Origin of the sequence: Bradyrhizobium sp. CCGUVB4N (assembly GCF_024199945.1) — a bacterium.
GTDB lineage: Bacteria > Pseudomonadota > Alphaproteobacteria > Rhizobiales > Xanthobacteraceae > Bradyrhizobium.
The window spans coordinates 1,353,465-1,371,239 of record NZ_JANADP010000001.1 but is presented as its reverse complement, the minus strand read 5'-3'; the positions used below and the strand labels follow the sequence as shown (position 1 = coordinate 1,371,239).

The following is a 17,775-nucleotide window of genomic DNA, read 5'->3' as shown; positions in this document are numbered from 1 at the left end:
CTCGCGAGGAATGGGCGTAGCCCAGGGGAAGAAAGTCTCCCCGGCGGCATTGCGTCTCAGACGATCGAGGCGCAGACGGTCTTCGGTCAGATCAAGCCAACGAGGCGAGGTGCGTCCGAGCGCTGAACACAGGCTTAAGCGGGAAAAGACGTGGCAGACCTCGCTTTGCAACACAAGAAGGCGGCAGGTTACGGCGCAGAGAAAGAAAGAGTGTGCGGGAAAAGGCGACATTGCCGCCAGGTAAAAAGCCGCAACCAAGTCCCGCCAACTGGCCCGTGACAGGGCCGAATGAGGCCGGCACAGTCCGATTAGACGCTACGAAGTCCGCCCTGTGCCGAAGAGCTCCTGCAATGAGGCCTCGGCACCCACAGAGGTAAAGCACCCCAGATGTAGCGGCCACGGACGATTCCTCAGGCCTCGCCGACGAGTGAGCCGGTTGGCGCAGAATTGGTCAACCTGCCCGGTGCCGCATCTCGCCCGCTCAAGATTGTGATCGACGTCGACGCCTTCCGGGCGATGAAGATTGCGCCGACGCATGCGAAGGCCTCACGCCAGAACGGCGAGGATACGCCGATCTGCGATAAGGCGAGCATGACATGGTATCCAGAAATGCCTGCCGGAATGGCAAATACTCCGCCAATCATGCCGCGCAAGATGGTCGGCCGCGCCATAGAATGGGCGAATTGACCAATGGCGAGCATCGAGGCGGCACTGATGATGACGACAATGAGCGCGCCAGTCATCCCGGCGCCGCGCTCCAATGCCATTGCAGCAGCGCTGACCGCAATAAAGAATGGGAGGGCGTAGACTGCGAGAGCAAAGGTCAGCCAGAACAAGAGGCCGAGCCCAACGAGGTTGAGGGTAAGTCCAAGGGCAAGCACGGTGGTGATTCCCGCTCAAGAGAGTTCGGACTGCGCCTTCCACCACCACCACGGCGCGACTGATTGTATGGAACCAAAACGTGATCAAGTCGCGGCGCAAACTCCGCGTCATATGGAGATGCAGGTTTTGTAGCGATTGAGGTCTCGCTTGCGAGCGGCTCTTGGCAAACTTCCAAACCGGATCGCGTTCTAGCCCGATAGCTTTTGCAGAGTTAGAAACTCCTTTCACCCTCCGCAAGTGCCGCTACCCGCAAGTGCGTCGGGCACCACATCCGCGTTTTGGCGAGCTCCATCGCTGGACAGGAATGAAACCTCTCGTCCGAATGGATCTTCGACCCATCGACCTTAGGCTCCTTCGCAACGGCATCAAAGGTACAATGATTGGCATCGCTGCACAGATCAAGGCCAGGATGGGCTTGTTAGACCGGAGCTGGACTCGACATCCTGCTTCCTTCCGTCACTCAGATCGCGTGATGTGCGAGGCGTGATGGACCTTCATGCGTCAACTCAGTGTGGGTGCCCATCGCCTCGGCCGATGAACTCCAACACCGTCTCGGCCTTGTTGATCTCACGTGAGATACGCTCCAGTACCCTGATCGTAGATGCCTGCGTCGGGATCAGACCCGCCCTTTCATACGCAAGCTCCAAATGATGCATCACCTGTTCGTGGGTTGGGACGGCCCGGCTCTGCAGCGCGCTGATTGTCAATGATGCGAGCATGTGCTCGACCACGCTTCTTTCGGCCTGAATCAATACAGCTTGCCTCCCCGGTCGTTCTCGACTTTTTAAGATCGATTGTCGGCAAAAGTGTGTGCATTCCGAACCATCGGCGCGCCAGTTGGCGCGTACGTTGGGGATTGGCAACGCGCTTGATGCGGAGGATTTCGCCGAAGGCCCCGACATCGGCGGGCGAAGAAGTGCCAGCATCGGAAAACAACTGGCAAAGATCAGGCCAAAGTTTCTGTCCAAGGCATCCGTCTTGGCTCGAAGCGAGCGGCTCGAGGATTCAGTCAAGACAGCGGAAGAACGATCAGAAATCGTGACACGAATCGGAATCTTGGTCGGTTCCGTGCGCATCGCACCGTTCTGCGTACCGGGCTAGCTTGTCGTATTCTTCCGCGACTTTCAGGAGCCTGTCTTTGGGTTTGCCGGGGCTGAGCGAGTCCGCTTTGAGACGCGTTGCGAGCGCGCGACTGCGCCAGAGCTGTGGATCGTAGATTGGTCTGTATGGCATGTCGACGACGATGCATTTCGCAGATCAAGAAAGTACGACGGCCGACCTCCGTATCATTACGTAGGCTGCGATTTGTAAGGACCAGAGCTCACTCACCTGGAAAGCTGGCGGCAACGGACGAACACGCGCTTTTGGGGATCAGTTGACGCTCGTCATCCGCAACATCGGTGCTGGCGAGCACGAGGTCGTGATGATGCGGCAGGTGACTTGCCGGTGAGCACAAACCGGAACCGGCGGACCACCGGCAACAAAGGTTGGCGATGCCGCCTCGCCACAACTCGGCGCGCCTGACAGAATCCGATACAATCGCCTTGCTGGTACCGGTCGACCTTTGCCGAATACGCGCCAGAGTCAAATCCGGCGATCATGTTGGCCTGGCTTGCTCTCGCAAGCTTGCGGCCGCTGTTCGCCTTCGCCGGATGATGGCAGCTGCCTATCCGTTTCCCCATTCGGCGCCGTGGAGTCTACGCATCTCGGCATAGCCACGGCGGATCATTGCGCACTTGAACAGACGGTCTATGATTGCGCCGGCTGCAAGCGCAAATAGGCCGGCCATACAATCGCTCGTCCAACTCCAGTAGACATTCGAAACCATCACGGGGAAAAACGCGACCAGCATCGCACCTTTGCGGATCCATCGCATTTTTTTGAAATCGTCCAGCCTGAGCTCGCACCAAAAGCAGCACATCCGATCAAGATAATAGCACAAGACGTCGCAGATTCTTCGCTCGCCTCCATCGACGGGTGCAGGAACCCAACCTGAAAGGCCGAGCGCGAGAGGAAAATATGCGCCGAGTCCGACATCATGTCCGAGGAAATATTGGGCGGCGGCCGGCCTAAGATTCACCGTTTGTCATAGCGGCGCCTTCTGGGTATATGTGGCTTGGCCTGTGTTGCTTTCCTGCAATGAGCGTTGAGATGGAAAACTGTGTGATTGTGCGTGCTTACGGAAGATTACTGGATCAGTTGCGCGAGGAGGCATTCCGCGTTTCGCAAGGACACAAGGCGGGGTGGTGGATCGAGCGTGGTGACAAAGGGGTACGCTTTTGCTTCGAAGACGCCGAAGCGAAAAAGGCGTTTGCGTCGATCTGCGAAAATCTCGCTATTTCGTACACGGAAGCTTAGACAGGCGATCCAAATCAAAGGCCGGCTTGTTGCGAGCGCAGTAGAGATAGGGCTGAAGCAGATCGGATCTGCTGCGGTTACTTTTCGGCGGAATGTTGGCCCACGCGCCCTTCTTTATGGCAAGCTCAATCCAGTCCGCGTCAATAGCCTCGATCGGCAAGCACCATTGACCCGGATTTCAGACGAGACAGCAGTTTTCCGGCAAGTCGAACATCATGAGCCTCGCCGGTACTCAACGCCAGCCGCACCTGCAGACCATTGCTATCGACCACCGCATGAATTTAATCGTCAAGTCGCCGCGTGATCTTCCCATCGATTGGCGCTGGTTCTTTGTGATACGGGCTCCGTGCTGATGCACGCGGATTGTGGACGTGTCGATGATCAGGACAGCGGCATCATGGGTAGCGGCAAGTGCGTTTATGATACGCCGCCCGACACCTGCGGGCCGCCAGCGAACAAAGCAGTTGTAGCAAGTGGTGCAGGACCGAACGCCTCCGGCAAATCACGCCAGGTTGCTCCTGATCGCAAGACCCAGAAGATACCTTTGAGGACACGTCGGTCGTTCACCCCAGGAACGCCACGCGGCTTGCTCGGCAGCATCGGCTCGATGGCAGCCCATTCATGATCGGCGGGTTCGTAGCGCATGGTTCGATCTCCCAGTTGGGGATCTGAATCACAGGAGGCCAGCTAACCGCGACGCTCTTGGCCCGGCGCCGCTGCGGCACTTATGACCGGAAACGGACGTCAAGGTGCCGCCCTCAACTGAGTCCAACGAAAGTGCCCCCGAAGCGGGCTTCGCCGACACTTGAGAGATCTGGCTCGTCGCTGATAAATTTGGTGCGCGTTGACCACCCATCCAAATTGTGGCTTGCCATGTGCAAGCGCTCTTGAGCGAAAATCACGCTTCGTCGTTCGCTATGAGGGGGCCCCTCCGTTCATCGTGGCTGTATCTGCGGGGGCATGCAGCGAACGCATCACTTTGGTAAACAGCGCCTGAGCATCTCCTAATTGATCACATCGATATTCTGGATGGTCATGGTGTTCCTGCCGCAAGGGCCGCGCCTTGATCATGTGTTGACGCAGCGTTCTAGTCGCGCTGATCGCCGGCTGCTACCTGGCTGGCACCAACACGCGCCGTGTGCGCGGTGCGCTCAGTACATTGTTCGCTGGCGCCGTCGGCAAGGACACGGTGAGCCGGGTATGGCGCAAGGGAAAGAGCGACGGGGACGCCTGGAATGCCCGCTGGCTGGCCGATGAGACGATCGTGCGATTGATTCTCGACGGCACCGTGGTGGGGGACGGCTCGACCGCAAGGTGACATCGATCTCGCTGTTTGTCGTCATCGGCGTGCGTGCGGACGGTCAGAACGTCTTGCTCGCGATCAAGAGTATGGGCGGCGAGAGTACCGAAACTTGGCATATCGTGCTCGACGAGCTCATCCGGCGCGGCTTGCGCCGTCCCGAATTCCTCATTGTCGACGGCGCGTCGGGGCTTGAGACTGCATCGTCGCCGTGTGGGACTGCGTGCCGGTGCAGCGCTGTGCACAATCACAGGAATCTGCTGGCGCATGCGCGCGAGCGCCTGCACGAGGAGATCACCGCCGATTACAACGACATGATCTACGCGGTAACGTGCGAGGAGATTGAAACTCGACGCAAAGCCTTCGTACGCAAATAGCGGCTCAAACATCGCGCCATCGCCGACAGTCTGCAGGAAGCCGGCGACCGGTTCTTCAGCTTCACGTCGCTGCCACCGAGTCGATGGAAGAGCGCACGTACGACGAATCCCATCGAGCGGCTACACGAGGACTTCAAACGACGGATCAAGACGCAGACAGTGCCGCCATCTGCCGACACTGCAGCAATGTTGTTCTGGGCCTCGCTCGCTTCTGGCCAGATCAACATGCGCAAGGTCAATGGCTGGAAGACCTCGCCGCAAAGCCCATCAATCAGCCAATTGACCTCGCCGCCTAACCAGATGACTTCACGATGTCGGAGATTGCGCCACTCTAGATTCCAACCAGATGCCGGACGGCACCAAGCGAGCAAGGAACGAAGAGGGCCGGCCCACCGGCTCGGTGTCTCGATGCACCTTCGAACCCTGCCCGTCCATCCTTTTAGCGGGCCGTGCCATAGCTTTCAGCGTCAACCAGAACGGCGCTCACGCACCGTCCTTGCCAAACTTCCAGACCGGGATACCGAGCTTCTTCGCCTTATCGGCGAGGTTGTCCTGGATGCCTGTGCCCGGAAAGTGCATGACCCCGATCGGCATGATGTCGAGCATCGCGTCGTTGCGCTTGAATGGTGCGGCCTTCGCATGTTTCGTCCAGTCCGGCTTGAAGGCGATCTGCGGCACCTTGCGATGGCTGGCCCATTTTGTCGCGATCAATTCGGCGCCTTTCGGTGAGCCGCCGTGCAAAAGAACCATATCGGGATGTTTTGCGTGGACCTTGTCGAGGCGATCCCAGACGAGCGAGACGTCGTTGAATTCGAGCCCACCGGTGAGTACGACTTTTGGCCCAGGTGGGAACAACACCTCGGTTTCGGCTCTACGCCTGGCAGCGAGAAAATCGCGGCTATCGATCATCGCGGCGGTGAGGTTACGATGGCTGACGATTGACCCGGAGCGCGGCCGCCAAGGCGAACCGGTGTGGACTTCGAAGCGTTCGGCGGCCTGGTCGCGAAAGAGCTCCATGGCGTTGCGGCGCTCGATGAGCGTAACGCCCTGGGCGATGAGTCGTTCGAGCTCGACGGATCGCACCTCCGAGCCGTTCTGCTCGCGTTGGCTCTTCTGCTGCGCCTGCTCGTTGGCGTCGAGCTCGTGTTCGATGCGGCCTGCAGCGCGATGGAAGAGATTGACGGTCGACCAGAGCAAGTCCTCGAGGTCAGGTTCCAGGCGCGTGTCATTCAACGTCGAAACGAGTGCATCGAAGATATCGGCGACGGCGCCGGTGATCGCCATGTTTTCGGGAAGCAGCCGTGGATCGGGCTCGTCATGCAAGGGACGAAATCCGAAGAGTTGAAGTTCGGCAAGAACGTGATCGGTTGGGGACGAAGCATGGAGCGGCACGAATTGAGGGTCGTCGTGGTCGGTCGTCATGGGTGAGGTCCTTTGCCGGATCGGCCGCGTCCATCGCGGCCTTCGTGGCGATCACATGACGGCGAGCGGAACGGATGAGCACCCGCAGCAAAGCGGAGGGCCGAAGCAGAGCGGAGGATGGCAGAAGCACAGCTATTTTGATTCGCGATGCAAAGGCGCGGAACGCGCCGGCGGAAAATAGCTGTGCCTCTGCCATTGCCGGCCCGTACCGCTTGCCGTTCGATCGCCTTCTAGAAGGCAAGGGGGGCGGCTCTATCCGCGCGGCGCCCCCACAGGGAGCGATCATGACGAGCATCGCAAGACCATCCGCATTGAACCGACATCGAAACGCGACCGGACGCATGAATCGCGCGGGCGGCTTTTTGGAGCTGATCAACGAGATTAGCTTTCGTAGCAGGCGCTTCAGCGCGATACCGGCATCAACCTGTGGAGCAAGAAGCATGAAAGTGGCGAAAGGACGCGATGCGGGGCACTGGCTCTAACACTCGTCAGATTCCAGAAAGCTATGCCTGCTAGCTGGCAAAGCGCGAAAGTAAGAGACTGCGAGGCTGTATCAAAACGGAGATATGGAATGGACCGAATTTCTGACACACTCAACGCAGTAGCGTCGGTTCCCGATAGTCCATTATACGCCACTGGGCTCGTGCCGGTTCAGAGCATCCGCAGGGCAGTGCTTACCTTGCGCCCCGCAAGGGCTGTCAGCTCGATCGGCATGCCTAAAACGCTATGAGATTGGGAGGAGTGGTCTTCGCACTTCGGACTGTTATGATTTCCCCACGAACGCGCCGCGCGCGTCGTCAGGGAACGCCGCTTCACACTTGTCCGAATCATGCTCTGGCTAAGAGAGCGCGGCTTGCCGGTGCCGTCGGCAGCGGCGGCCTATTCGGGTGTTCGATTTGGCAGGATGGCCGAGTTCGACGGTCTAGTTTCCGGGTTTAGGTCGCGTGTTCAAGGTCGCTTCCGCCTCTGCGATTCGGTCGATGATGTCTCCGAACGGTGGGATTTCTATGAAGATCATGCCGGCCATCTCGTCGTAATCTTCCTACAGCGGGCCGAGCATGCCCTCGGGTGGCGCAATGCCGAACGTCCCGGGAGTAGCCAGGTCGAGGTCGAGAGGCTTTCGATCGAAATAGGGACGAGCGTGAGCGGCGCAGCTCTTCGCGCGCTCGAGGTTGGCCATCGCACTCATGCCATGTTCTGAAGCGAGGAGCCGATAGACGTCGTAAGAGTGACGCGAGAGCCGCTGAACGCACCGAGTCAGACTCTACATCACCGGGCGACTTGGTGATGCTGCCTTGAGCGAAGCAAGCAGCGTGCCGAACCGAGGCTGCGGTTAACGCAAGCATGCCATGCGAAGAGCGAGACCAGTCCATGCAACATTAAATTGTATACCCTACGTATTAGCGTTATGCGGGCACAAAAGATGGATTGGAAATGGTGATGAGCGCAGTTGATGGACAAGACTCACCGCGTAAGATGTTCTTCTTAACCGAGCTCGGTCCGCTGATCGTCTTCTATGGTGTGAACGCGAAATTTCAGCTGTTCGCGGCTACCGCCGCGTTCATGGGCGTGACTGTCCTGGCAGAGATCGTCTCCCTCGTGGTGAAGGGTTACATGGCGATCACGGCGCTGATCACCTGCGTCAGCGTGCTGGTATTCGGTACGCTGACGCTGGTGTTGCATGACGAGACGTTCATCAAGCTCGATGCAACGGTCGTCAGCGCACTGCTTTCGACGGTTCTCGGCGGTGGACTTCTGTTTGGCCGCTCCTTCATTGTGGTGCTATTGGATCACATTTTCAATCTGACACCGAAGGGCTGGCGCATCCTCACCCTTCTCTGGGCGATGTTTTTCGCAGGCATGACGATCTTGAACGAGGTCATCTGGCGAACCCAGAGTACGGATGTCTGGGTGACCTTCAGGGTGTTCGGTGTAACGATCTTGAGTCTGCTCTTCGCGGCCGGTCTGATGCCGCTGACCAAGCGCTACCATGCCGCGCCTGTGTCGCGTTCCGCTCAATCATCTCCTGCCCAAGTCCACCAGCAATTGCCCGAGTCGAAGGATGTCGAGGGTGTGCCAGGCGAACACGATTCGATTGGACCGACCGGCGAACATTGAATCAAGCGGCATGGCTTTCGGCATGATCCAGCGACTGGCTGGATCTGAATCGAAGCAATGCGATGCACAAAGTCGCAGGCATCCGGCGTCACCATCCCGGCGAAGTTCTTGCCTTGCGTGTCCGTGCGGCGTTGCCCGCTATGAACCTCGATTCGCAGATATAGATGCGTCAATGCTGCAATTCGCTGCAGCGTTGCTGATTCGTCAGTGGCGAGCGGATGTCTTGCGCCTCGTGGAACGGCGCCGATAGAGTGAGCGTCCGCTGGAAGTCGTGCACTGGAACGGGCGGGGAGCGGGGTCACCTCTCGCAATCGGCGCAATATTGTGGAGGAGGTCGCCAACTATGGCCGTGCAACAACGGAGGTCACGGCGCTCTTTCGCATTATGACCTTCTGCTCATTGAAGAACGACAAGCGGGCGACCGTCAAAGCCGCATCGCATGCCGGGCGCGCCGCTGCAGCGGAGTGGACTCGATCAAGTCGAGCAGTTGTCGTTCAGGCATGCAGCCCTTGCTTTTCTTCTTTCGTCCGCACCGTCTGAGCTGGCGCGGGTCGCACAGCACGAGGCCGTACGCGCCCCCCAAAGCGCACCAAGCTCGCCGACGTGAGCGCAGGCTGCCGGCGCGCCGCCGTCGGCACCCGTCAGTTCGAAACTCTGATTGACCGTTGCCGGCTTTTCTTCAGCGGGCCGCTGGCATCAAAATTTTCGAGAGTTCCATCCGCGCAGTTTGGGATCGCTATGGGGCTTGTCAGCTTATCGACAGCAAAACCGGTCAGCATGAGAACGACTCGATCTGCCTGATCTGCTCAGATCTGGCAGAGGGGAATGATGGACCCCTTTAACAATCTGAAGCGATTGGAAAACTGAGATTTGGTGCGGACGCGCTATCTCTGGCAGCAACTGCTCGGTGGGTAAATTGGGAAACGTGTTGGGCGGTGTTTGACGGGAGCCGATCTTTTAATCGCCTGCTTCATCAGTCGTGGTGATCACCACCAAGGGTGACAGCCGCGAGCTTCGAACAGCGCCGCTCCAGCGCATTCCCTTACAATTTGGCTACCGAAGAGACGGCATCGATGAATACAGAACGGGTGCAGCTTGGCACCGCCTCGGAAACTTCCGAGATCGCAACGTCCGATTCCGAAACCTCCGAACCTGGGTCTCCCGCCGCGGCGCGATGGGCCGAAGCCTTGACGAGTACGCGGGTATCTGCCACCAGCCCCGGCTCGTTACAGGATCAGATCTTGGCGGTTTGGGCTGCCGAAGAGAGGCAGGCAGAAGGCGAGAACCGGCAAGAGGCGGTTAGTCGAACGAGTGATTGGCGGGAGCAGGGCCATGGCAATGAGAGTCTGGATCTATCTTTCTTGTCCCTGACCACCTTGCCCGCCCCCCTTCCGGCCGATCTCCGGCGGCTCTACGCCATCAGCAACAGGCTGACCAGCCTGCCCGCAGGCCTGCCACCCCGGCTCCGGCGCCTGATGGTCGACAATAACCAAATAACTCATCTGACCGCCCTTCCGCCAACGCTTCGCGAGTTGGATGCCAGCGGCAACCGGCTGACTAGTCTGCCCGACTTACCAGCCAGGCTCCAGCGCCTGAACGTCGACTACAATCAGCTTACCAATCTGCCCGAGCCCCTCCCTGCAGGGCTCGAATGGCTGAGCGCTAGCCACAATGAGCTGACCGGCCTGCCCGAGACGTTCCCCGGCGGGCTCCTCTGGCTCGGCGCCCGCAACAATCAGCTGACCAGCGTTCCCGAAACCATGCTGACGCAGCTAGGCCGCGAGTCCAGCGTTGATTTGGAAAATAATCCGCTGCCTGAGCCGGTAGCGACCAACCTATCGGTAGCCATGCACGCCGGGGACTATGCTGGCCCGCAGATCTTTCTCTCGATGGACGAAGGGGCGGAGGAAGTTGCGCCGCGGTCCCTGCACGAGGTTGTCGCGGACTGGCTGGAGGGCGAGGCGGCGGCGGTAGCCGCCTGGCAACGCTTCGCCCTAGAACCAGGCGCCCAGGACTATGCAAGTTTCCTCGACAGGCTCCGGGGCACTGTGAACTATAGCAATGACGCGTTCCGGCAGGCGGTGATCGAGGATCTGCGGCAGGGGATGGCCAGGCCGCCATTGCGCGAGCAGTTCTTCGAGCTGGCATCCGAAGCAAGCATGAGCTGTGAGGATCGCATCACTTTGACCTGGAACCGCATGCAGACCGCACGCCTAAACGCTGATGTCGAGGACGGCGCCTATGACGGTCGGCTCGACGAATTGCTCCAGCAAGGCCGTGTCATGTTCCGCTTGGAAGCGCTGGACACGATCGCGCGCCAGACGGTCGATTCGCTCCGCCTTGCCGACCCGGACGCCGAGGTCGACGAGATCGAGGTCTATCTTGCCTACCAGACGCAGCTGCGCGAGCCGTTGGAGCTCGGGCACATCGCCCCGGCCATGCGCTTCTTGAATGTCTCTCACGTCAACGAGGATGACATTGCCACGGCCGAGACCTCGGTGCGGAGCCAGGAGACGACGGGCTTTGCGGTCTATCTGGCAACGAGCTGGCAACCCTGGGAGAGGGTTATGAGGCGCATCGCCCCCGAAGACCATGCCGCGATGCAGGCGCGGCTCGCCGAGGCGACGGGCGAGGAGTTTCAAACCCGCCTGAACCAGGGGCTCGCCGAGCGTGGTCTGATAGGCGACCTCGATGCCGAGCGGGTGCTCGGAGCCCAGATCGCGAAAGAAATCACCCGCGAGATCAAGAGTGAGGTCATGAACCGGGTGCTCAGCGATCGGGGCATCGAGCTGTGAAGCGTTCTTTGATTGCAAACGGTTGATAATGTCCTCTTCCACGGAACTCCGTCGCAATCGTGATCTTTGGGAGGACGGCGCCGGATGAGTCTTGCTTTCCTGACCGCGTCGTCGACGTTGGAGAACGCGACGAGCAAGCCGCGGGATGATCGCCAGAAAGGCCTGTTGCTTCCGGCGCTCGATTAGATCATCGACATGGGTCATCCGCTGGCGCGGTTGGCAGCGCTGATTGACTGGAACAGCCTGAATGCGCGCTTCAGCTTGGTTTGCAAAGCAGGGTTTCGCAGACCGGTTTCCATGACACCTCGCGCCGCTTAAGTGCGATCAACCTTCCAAAACGGCCTACCCTGGGGCCGTCATCGGATGACGTACCATTCGATGCAGCAATCATTCCTGCAATCATCGGGAGGTTTGCCAATAATCACGGTACGCCCGCACGGACCGCACGCCATCAAAGCGCGAGCTCAGTTTTTCGTTCGCTCCTTGCCGCGACGTGATGGTGCGCCAAGCTTTGGCCGGGAGGCCCAATCGCGAGCGCTTTGACCGTGGCCGGCTAATACTACTGCATCACAAATTTCGTCGCGACGTTTCTCTGACGATGGATGCCGCGCAGCATGGACACCGCGACAAGGATTTGACGAGCGCGACGATCAAGCGTCGGCGCATGGTGGCGATTGAGTTCGGGACGTGGCGTTCAGGCCGCAATGGCGGAGCCTCTGGGGCGGTAACCGTCGGGAACGGCAAGTTCCTTGAACCACGCCGAGGAATGAGGTCGTGGGGGGGGGAATCGTCTCCCTCTCGGAGACCAGGAATCCGTAGGCTGCGATGCACAGTGTGGCGTGGTGGTGGAAGCCGCGCCATCCTCGTCCTTCGAAATGGCCGAGCCCGACCTCCTGCTTGAGTTCCTGATAATCGCGTTCGATGCGCCAGCGCAGCTTGGCGGTATCGACCAGTTGGCGGAACGCGATGTTTTTCGGAAGGTTCGACAGCCAATATTTGGTTGGCTCCTTCTCGCCTTCGGGCCACTCGATCAGCAGCCACTCTTCCGACCGGCTTTCGATGAGATTGTAATCACGGTTCGCGGCACGAACCCGCACCCGAGCAAAGCGCGAGGACAGCCATTCAGCCGCCCCCTCCCGCCACTCGATCGGGCGCCAGGCGCGCTTGGGCAGGCCAAGAGCAAGTTCCTTGACGGAGACCGGTTGATGCTTGCCGTCGCGGCGCAAGAGCTTCGGTGGCCGACCGGTGCCTGACCACTTTTTTGGCGGCAACGGTCCCGTGCCCGGCGCCCACACACTGGTATTCGGCAAGATGCCGGCGACATACTGCAACGCCAGCGCGCTGACGCTGGTGCGCAGATTTGTGTTGCAGCCATAACCGGCGTCCATCAGCACCACGCCGCGAGGAAGGCCGGCCTTGCAGGCTGCCGTGATCTGCTCAAGCGCGATCTCGGGCTTGGTCCTGAAGCCAATCTCCTCAGGCACCCCCGCCTTGCGCCGACGTTTGTCGTCCCCCGCCCAGTCTTCCGGCAGATACAGGCGGTAGGCCGCCGGCAGGCTGGCGTGGCGGTTGGCGAGCGACAACGACACCGCGACCTGACAATTGTCCTGCTTGCCGAGTTGGCCGCAATATTGCCGCGCTATCCCGACCGAGTGTTTCCCCTTCTTGGGAAAGCCCGTGTCGTCGATGATCCAGGCTTCGATCGGCCCGTGCCGCTCAATCTTCGGCAACACAAGTTCGCGGACCTTGGCCAATACCTTCTCGTCCGACCACTTGCCTTCGCCAACAAAATGCAGCAGCGATTGATGCTGTGCCGCCGTTCGCTCCGGCGCCGTGATCGCCGCCATCGGCTCGACGCTCTTGCGCTCGCAAGGCATCATCAGGCCCACACAATAGTCCCGCAGCGGCCTGGCCCGGTCGGCGTGCCCAATCACGCTCGTCAGCCCCTCGACATAACCCGCAAATCGCGATTCAATAGCTTTCGACCGCCGAAGATCCATCTCAGCCTCCAATGCCGAAGCGTGAATCTCCTAAAATAAATGATTCTCTCAATCAAAATCTGCGACTTACTGACTCAGTAGTACTAATCTTACTGCGTCACAAAAGAAGGCGCTGTTTGATCGGGCGAATGCAACAGGGACAGCGTGAGAGGGTGCGGACGATGGCAACGATCAGTCTTCGCCGCATCGTCGCAATCGAGTTCGGGATGTGACGTTCGGGTCGCAGCAGCGGAGCCTCTGGGTCGGTAACCGTTGGAAACCGCAAGTCTCTTGAACGGCCTGGTGGAACGAGATCCCGAGGGGGGAATCGTCTCCCTCTCGGAGACCAGGAATCCGTAGGCTGCGATGCACAGCGTAGCGTGGTGGTGGAAGCCACGCCAACCTCGCCCTTCGAAATGCCCGAGCCCGACCTCTTGTTTGAGATCCTGATAATCGCGCTCGATGCGCCAGCGCAGCTTGGTTAGATCGACTAGCCTTCCAAAAGTGATCGTTTCCGGCAACGTTGAAAGCCAGTATTTGGTCGGCTCGTCCTCACCTTCTGGCCATTCGATCAAAAGCCATTCTTCCGGTCGGCTTTCGGTGAGTTGGTAATCTCGATGCGCGACGCAAACGCGCGCGCGAGCGAAGCGCGACGATAGCCGCTCGGCCGCGCCCTCTCGCCACTTGATCGTGCGCCAGACCCGCTTAGGAAGGCAAAGAGCAAGCTCCTTGACCGAAATCGGTTGATGCTTGTGGTCGCGGCGCAGCAGCTTTGGTGGTCGCCCTTTGCCCGACCATTTTTTCGGCGGTAGCGGCGCCGTGTCGGATGTCCACACCGTGGTGTTTGGCAAGATACCAGCCACATAGGTCAACGCCAACGCGCTGATGCTGGTCCGCAGGTCCGTGTTGCAGCCATATCCGGCATCCATCAGCACCACGCCGCGAGGAAGCCCGGTTCTGCAGGCTGCTTCGATCTGTTCAAGCGCGATCTCTGGCTTGGTCTTAAAGCTGATCTCCTTGGGCACGCCCGCTTTGCGCCGACGTTTCTTATCTGCCGCCCATTCCTGCGGCAGATAGAGACGATACATCGCCGGCAGACTGGCGTGGTGATTGGCAAGCGACAGGGATACCGCGACTTGGCAGTTATCCTGCTTGCCGAGCTGCCCGCAATATTGACGCGCCACACCGACCGAGTGCGCTCCCTTCTTGGGAAAACCGGTGTCATCGATGATCCACGCTTCGATCGGTCCATGGCGCTCTATCGCCGGCAGTACCATCTCACCCACTTTGGCCAAAACACCCTCGTCAGACCAAGGCGATTGGCCGACGAAGTGCAGCAGCGACTGATGCTGCGCCGCCGTCCGATCAGGTGCCGTTACCGCTGCCATAGGCTCAACGCTTTTACGCTCCCCCGGCATGATTAAGCCGATGCAATAATCAAACAACGGCTGGGCCCGGTCCGCATGTCCGATCACACTCACAAGTTTCTCGACAAAAGCCGAAAATCGCGATTCACTGCCGCCTGATGTCCGGAGATCCATATCAGCCCCCGTTGCCGATGCCTGAATCTCAACAGGTAACTGATTCTCACAGGATCTCGCCCGCGATCTTTTGAATCAGACACTTTTCTGACTCAGTAGTACTAAGGGCTTGTTCAGGAACTATCGCTGCGAACTGAGGTTTGCGGCCTGATAGTGTAGTTCCAGTCGCCGTGGAATTTATGGCGGAGGATGTTGATGGCGTCCATTTCGTCATCAGTGACTTTGATGCCTGCCGGATAGGTGTTGGGGTCGATCTCACCGCAGGCCGACGTGCTGGCCTCCTGAACGCAAAAGACGTCATCACCGGCCGGTCGGCCGAACGGTTGAAGGCGGCGCGACGCTTGCTCGCGAAACGATCGTGCATGGCGGAGGCGGCGTTGGCGCTGTCAGGTGATCGCAAAGCGCTACGGTCTTTTGCCGCGCCTCTGGGCCGAACGTGGGACGCAGAATCCGCGTTGAACCCGCACCAGGTCGAGGGCATGTTAGTTTCGGACGAACGATCTGCTCATGTTCCCGGCACAGAAATTGCTGTCTTGATAGCGTGCTGGTCAGCGTGATGTAGGAAGATCGACAATGTCGTTCGCGTCGAGCGTCATAGAACGTCCCATTCTATTTGAAGAGTGTGCGTTCACACAGATTACATGCCCGACGGGACGCTTCAATCGCTCGTCACACCGGAATTTGGACGGCGCGAAAGGCGCATGAGCTGACCGTAGCATGCAGAACGTGCTGGGTCGCCAATTCGCACCCGGCAACGACAAGATATGGCGTGGGCTTTCGTGAACTATGGGCCCGTGCACCCGACACGAGGGAGAGCGAGATGGATGGTCCGTTGGTTACGGAAGTAAATCTCCATGACTTACGGATCACGGATCCGCTCATTGGAAACTACCAGCAATTGGTGAGAAAGGTGACGGTTCCTCATCAGTGGGAGGCGCTGAACGATCGTATCGTCGAAGTCCCGCCGAGCCACGCGATAGAAAACTTCCGGATCGCCGCCAACCGAGCAAAGGGCGAGTTCTACGGCACGGTTTTTCAGGACAGTAATGTGGCGAAATGGCTGGAAGCGGTCGCCTGGTCTCTGTGCCAAACACCCAATCCAGAACTGGAGAAAACCGCCGATGACCTGATTGACCTGATTGCGGCCGCCCAGTGCGGGGATGGCTATCTCAATACTTACTTCGCGGTAAAGGCGCCTGGGGAGCGCTGGAGCAATCTAAGTGAATGCCACGAGCTTTTCTGCGCCGGCCACTTGATTGAAGCGGGCATCGCTTTCTATCGTGCTACTGGCAAACGGCGCCTGCTGGACGTCGCTCGCAGGCTGGCTGACCACATCGCCGTGGTTTTTGGTCCGGAGCGCGATCAGTTACATGGCTATGATGCCCATCCGGAAATCGAACTTGCATTGACGCGCCTCTACGAAGTGACGCAGGAGCGCCGATATCTCACACTTGCGAGTTATTTCGTCGAGCAACGCGGTACTGAGCCACACTTCTATGACACAGAATATGAGCAGCGTTCCGGCCACCGGAAATCACACGTAACGCCTTGGGTGATCAAACATAAAGCCTATAGCCAGGCGCACCTGCCGGTCTCGGAGCAGCGGACTGCAACAGGTCACGCGGTTCGGTTTGTATACCTCATGACTGGAGTTGCTCATCTGGCACGTTTGCTCCAGAACGAGCAGCTACGCCAAGCTTGCCTCCGGCTATGGCAAAACATGGTGCAGCGGCAGATCTATATTACCGGCGGTATCGGCTCGCAAAGCGCCGGCGAAGCATTCAGCAGCGACTACGATCTGCCGAACGATACCATGTACTCGGAAAGCTGCGCCTCGATTGGTCTGATGATGTTCGCCCGCCGGATGCTGGAGATGGAGGCGGACGGTCGCTATGCCGATGTGATGGAGCGTGCGCTCTATAACACCGTTCTGGGCAGCATTTCGTTGGATGGACGCCATTTCTTCTATGTCAATCCGCTTGAAGTTCACCCCAAATCGCTTCGGTCCAATCGCATCTACAGTCATGTCACACCGGTACGCCAGCCCTGGTGCGGGTGCGCCTGCTGTCCGCCGAACATCGCGCGCCTTTTCACATCAATCGGTCACTACATCTATACGCCACGATCCGATGCGCTCTATGTCAATCTTTACATTGGCAATGGCGTGGCGCTAGCGGTCGGAGAGCATACGCTGCGCCTGCGCATGAGCGGGAACTATCCCTGGGAGGACCAGGTTGAGATCGCCGTGGAATCCGAGCAGCCTATCACCCATACGCTCGCCCTGCGCCTGCCGGATTGGTGCGGCGCGCCAGAAGCCAGGCTGAACGGCGAACCGGTCAATTGCGAGTCGCGCAAAGGGTATTTGCTCATTCGGCGCACGTGGCGGCCGGGCGATCGCGTCGAATTGCTGCTGCCCATGAAAGCGCGCCGCGTGTACGGTCATCCGCAACTTCGCCATTTGGCCGGCAAAGTGGCTATTCAGCGTGGCCCTCTGGTTTACTGCCTGGAAGAAGCTGACAATGGGCCGGAGCTACACAATATTTGGCTGGATGCAGACAGCCAGTTTTCGCTTGTTGAAGGCAAGGGGCTCTTTGCCCGCAAGATTTTGCTGCAGGCCGAGGGGTTCCGTTTGCAGCACAAGCTCTCTGAGGAAGCACCGCTTTATCACTACGACGAGGTGCCTGGACAGCGGCAACCGCAGCGGTTGACATTCATTCCGTGGTTCAGCTGGGCTAATCGTGGCGAAGGCGAAATGCGAATCTGGATCAATGAGTGGTGACCGGGCCATGGCCGGTAACTGTTTGAAGCAAACCTGGCCAAGGGGAGAGAATTGGTTGAGAGCGGGCATAGGCTGGCCCGTCGCATGCAGGGCAGCTGGCCTTTTCACGAGCGACGCTGGGCCGATGTTTCAACTCGACTTTCGGCCATTTAACGATTCCAACTCCATCAACCTTCAAGACCGCCTTGGAAGCGGTCAGCTCGAGAAGCTGATGGGCGTCAGCA

The 17,775-nt window shown here is 59.1% G+C and carries 10 protein-coding genes and 4 pseudogenes; 7 read left to right on the top strand and 7 right to left on the bottom strand.

The window, feature by feature from the left end:
• Nucleotides 1-410 precede the first annotated feature (410 nt).
• Both NLM31_RS06350 and NLM31_RS06345 read right to left on the bottom strand, forming a co-directional pair.
• A complete protein-coding gene (locus tag NLM31_RS06350) occupies nt 411-836 on the bottom strand; it encodes a hypothetical protein (RefSeq protein WP_254128496.1) in 426 nt (141 codons plus the stop codon).
• A 552-nt stretch (nt 837-1,388) separates the two neighbouring features.
• A complete protein-coding gene (locus NLM31_RS06345) occupies nt 1,389-1,958 on the bottom strand; it encodes a hypothetical protein (RefSeq protein WP_254128495.1) in 570 nt (189 codons plus the stop codon).
• A 1,075-nt stretch (nt 1,959-3,033) separates the two neighbouring features.
• Between NLM31_RS06345 and NLM31_RS06340 the strand changes: the two genes are divergently transcribed.
• Nucleotides 3,034-3,240, top strand: a complete 207-nt coding sequence (locus NLM31_RS06340) for a hypothetical protein (protein ID WP_254128494.1) — start codon at nt 3,034-3,036, stop codon at nt 3,238-3,240.
• Between the two features lie 25 nt (nt 3,241-3,265).
• Here the strand turns inward: NLM31_RS06340 and NLM31_RS06335 are convergent.
• Nucleotides 3,266-3,885, bottom strand: a pseudogene (locus tag NLM31_RS06335) (IS5 family transposase); the annotation flags it as partial.
• A gap of 448 nt (nt 3,886-4,333) precedes the next feature.
• Here NLM31_RS06335 and NLM31_RS06330 point away from each other — a divergent pair.
• A pseudogene (locus NLM31_RS06330) lies at nt 4,334-5,213 on the top strand (transposase); the annotation flags it as partial.
• Between the two features lie 187 nt (nt 5,214-5,400).
• Here the strand turns inward: NLM31_RS06330 and NLM31_RS06325 are convergent.
• Complete coding sequence (locus NLM31_RS06325) at nt 5,401-6,339, bottom strand: DUF2493 domain-containing protein (protein WP_254191803.1); 939 nt, start codon at nt 6,337-6,339, stop codon at nt 5,401-5,403.
• 74 nt (nt 6,340-6,413) lie between these two features.
• Between NLM31_RS06325 and NLM31_RS06320 the strand changes: the two genes are divergently transcribed.
• The 4 genes from NLM31_RS06320 to NLM31_RS06305 all read left to right on the top strand — a co-directional run bounded on the left by NLM31_RS06320 (nt 6,414) and on the right by NLM31_RS06305 (nt 11,252).
• Entirely contained in the window at nt 6,414-6,821 is a 408-nt protein-coding gene (locus NLM31_RS06320) for a hypothetical protein (RefSeq protein WP_254191802.1), read from the top strand.
• 422 nt (nt 6,822-7,243) lie between these two features.
• The gene (locus tag NLM31_RS06315) at nt 7,244-7,540 is read left to right on the top strand and encodes a hypothetical protein (RefSeq protein ID WP_254191801.1); all 297 of its coding nucleotides are present in this window, start codon (nt 7,244-7,246) and stop codon (nt 7,538-7,540) included.
• Between the two features lie 239 nt (nt 7,541-7,779).
• Nucleotides 7,780-8,457 (top strand): inner membrane-spanning protein YciB, encoded by a 678-nt coding sequence (locus NLM31_RS06310; RefSeq protein ID WP_375143530.1) that lies wholly within the window; start codon nt 7,780-7,782, stop codon nt 8,455-8,457.
• Between the two features lie 1,073 nt (nt 8,458-9,530).
• A complete protein-coding gene (locus tag NLM31_RS06305; RefSeq protein ID WP_375167467.1) occupies nt 9,531-11,252 on the top strand; it encodes an NEL-type E3 ubiquitin ligase domain-containing protein in 1,722 nt (573 codons plus the stop codon).
• A 694-nt stretch (nt 11,253-11,946) separates the two neighbouring features.
• Here the strand turns inward: NLM31_RS06305 and NLM31_RS06295 are convergent.
• The 3 genes and pseudogenes from NLM31_RS06295 to NLM31_RS06285 all read right to left on the bottom strand — a co-directional run.
• A pseudogene (locus NLM31_RS06295) lies at nt 11,947-13,252 on the bottom strand (IS701 family transposase).
• Nucleotides 13,253-13,341: 89 nt separating this feature from the next.
• Nucleotides 13,342-14,772, bottom strand: coding sequence for an IS701 family transposase (locus NLM31_RS06290; protein WP_254128465.1), 1,431 nt, complete (start codon nt 14,770-14,772; stop codon nt 13,342-13,344).
• Nucleotides 14,773-14,885: 113 nt separating this feature from the next.
• Nucleotides 14,886-15,029: pseudogene (locus tag NLM31_RS06285) on the bottom strand (hypothetical protein); the annotation flags it as partial.
• A gap of 563 nt (nt 15,030-15,592) precedes the next feature.
• Between NLM31_RS06285 and NLM31_RS06280 the strand changes: the two are divergent.
• The gene (locus NLM31_RS06280; RefSeq protein ID WP_254191800.1) at nt 15,593-17,551 is read left to right on the top strand and encodes a glycoside hydrolase family 127 protein; all 1,959 of its coding nucleotides are present in this window, start codon (nt 15,593-15,595) and stop codon (nt 17,549-17,551) included.
• The last annotated feature ends 224 nt before the right edge of the window (nt 17,552-17,775 follow it).

Excerpts from the sequence above, each read along its gene's own strand:
- NLM31_RS06345 (WP_254128495.1), bottom strand. The coding sequence starts at position 1,958 with ATGCGCACGGAACCGACCAAGATTCCGATTCGTGTCACGATTTCTGAT.
- NLM31_RS06340 (WP_254128494.1), top strand. The coding sequence starts at position 3,034 with ATGGAAAACTGTGTGATTGTGCGTGCTTACGGAAGATTACTGGATCAG.
- NLM31_RS06325 (WP_254191803.1), bottom strand. The coding sequence starts at position 6,339 with ATGACGACCGACCACGACGACCCTCAATTCGTGCCGCTCCATGCTTCG.
- NLM31_RS06320 (WP_254191802.1), top strand. The coding sequence starts at position 6,414 with ATGAGCACCCGCAGCAAAGCGGAGGGCCGAAGCAGAGCGGAGGATGGC.
- NLM31_RS06315 (WP_254191801.1), top strand. The coding sequence starts at position 7,244 with ATGGCCGAGTTCGACGGTCTAGTTTCCGGGTTTAGGTCGCGTGTTCAA.
- NLM31_RS06310 (WP_375143530.1), top strand. The coding sequence starts at position 7,780 with ATGAGCGCAGTTGATGGACAAGACTCACCGCGTAAGATGTTCTTCTTA.
- NLM31_RS06305 (WP_375167467.1), top strand. The coding sequence starts at position 9,531 with ATGAATACAGAACGGGTGCAGCTTGGCACCGCCTCGGAAACTTCCGAG.
- NLM31_RS06290 (WP_254128465.1), bottom strand. The coding sequence starts at position 14,772 with ATGGATCTCCGGACATCAGGCGGCAGTGAATCGCGATTTTCGGCTTTT.
- NLM31_RS06280 (WP_254191800.1), top strand. The coding sequence starts at position 15,593 with ATGGATGGTCCGTTGGTTACGGAAGTAAATCTCCATGACTTACGGATC.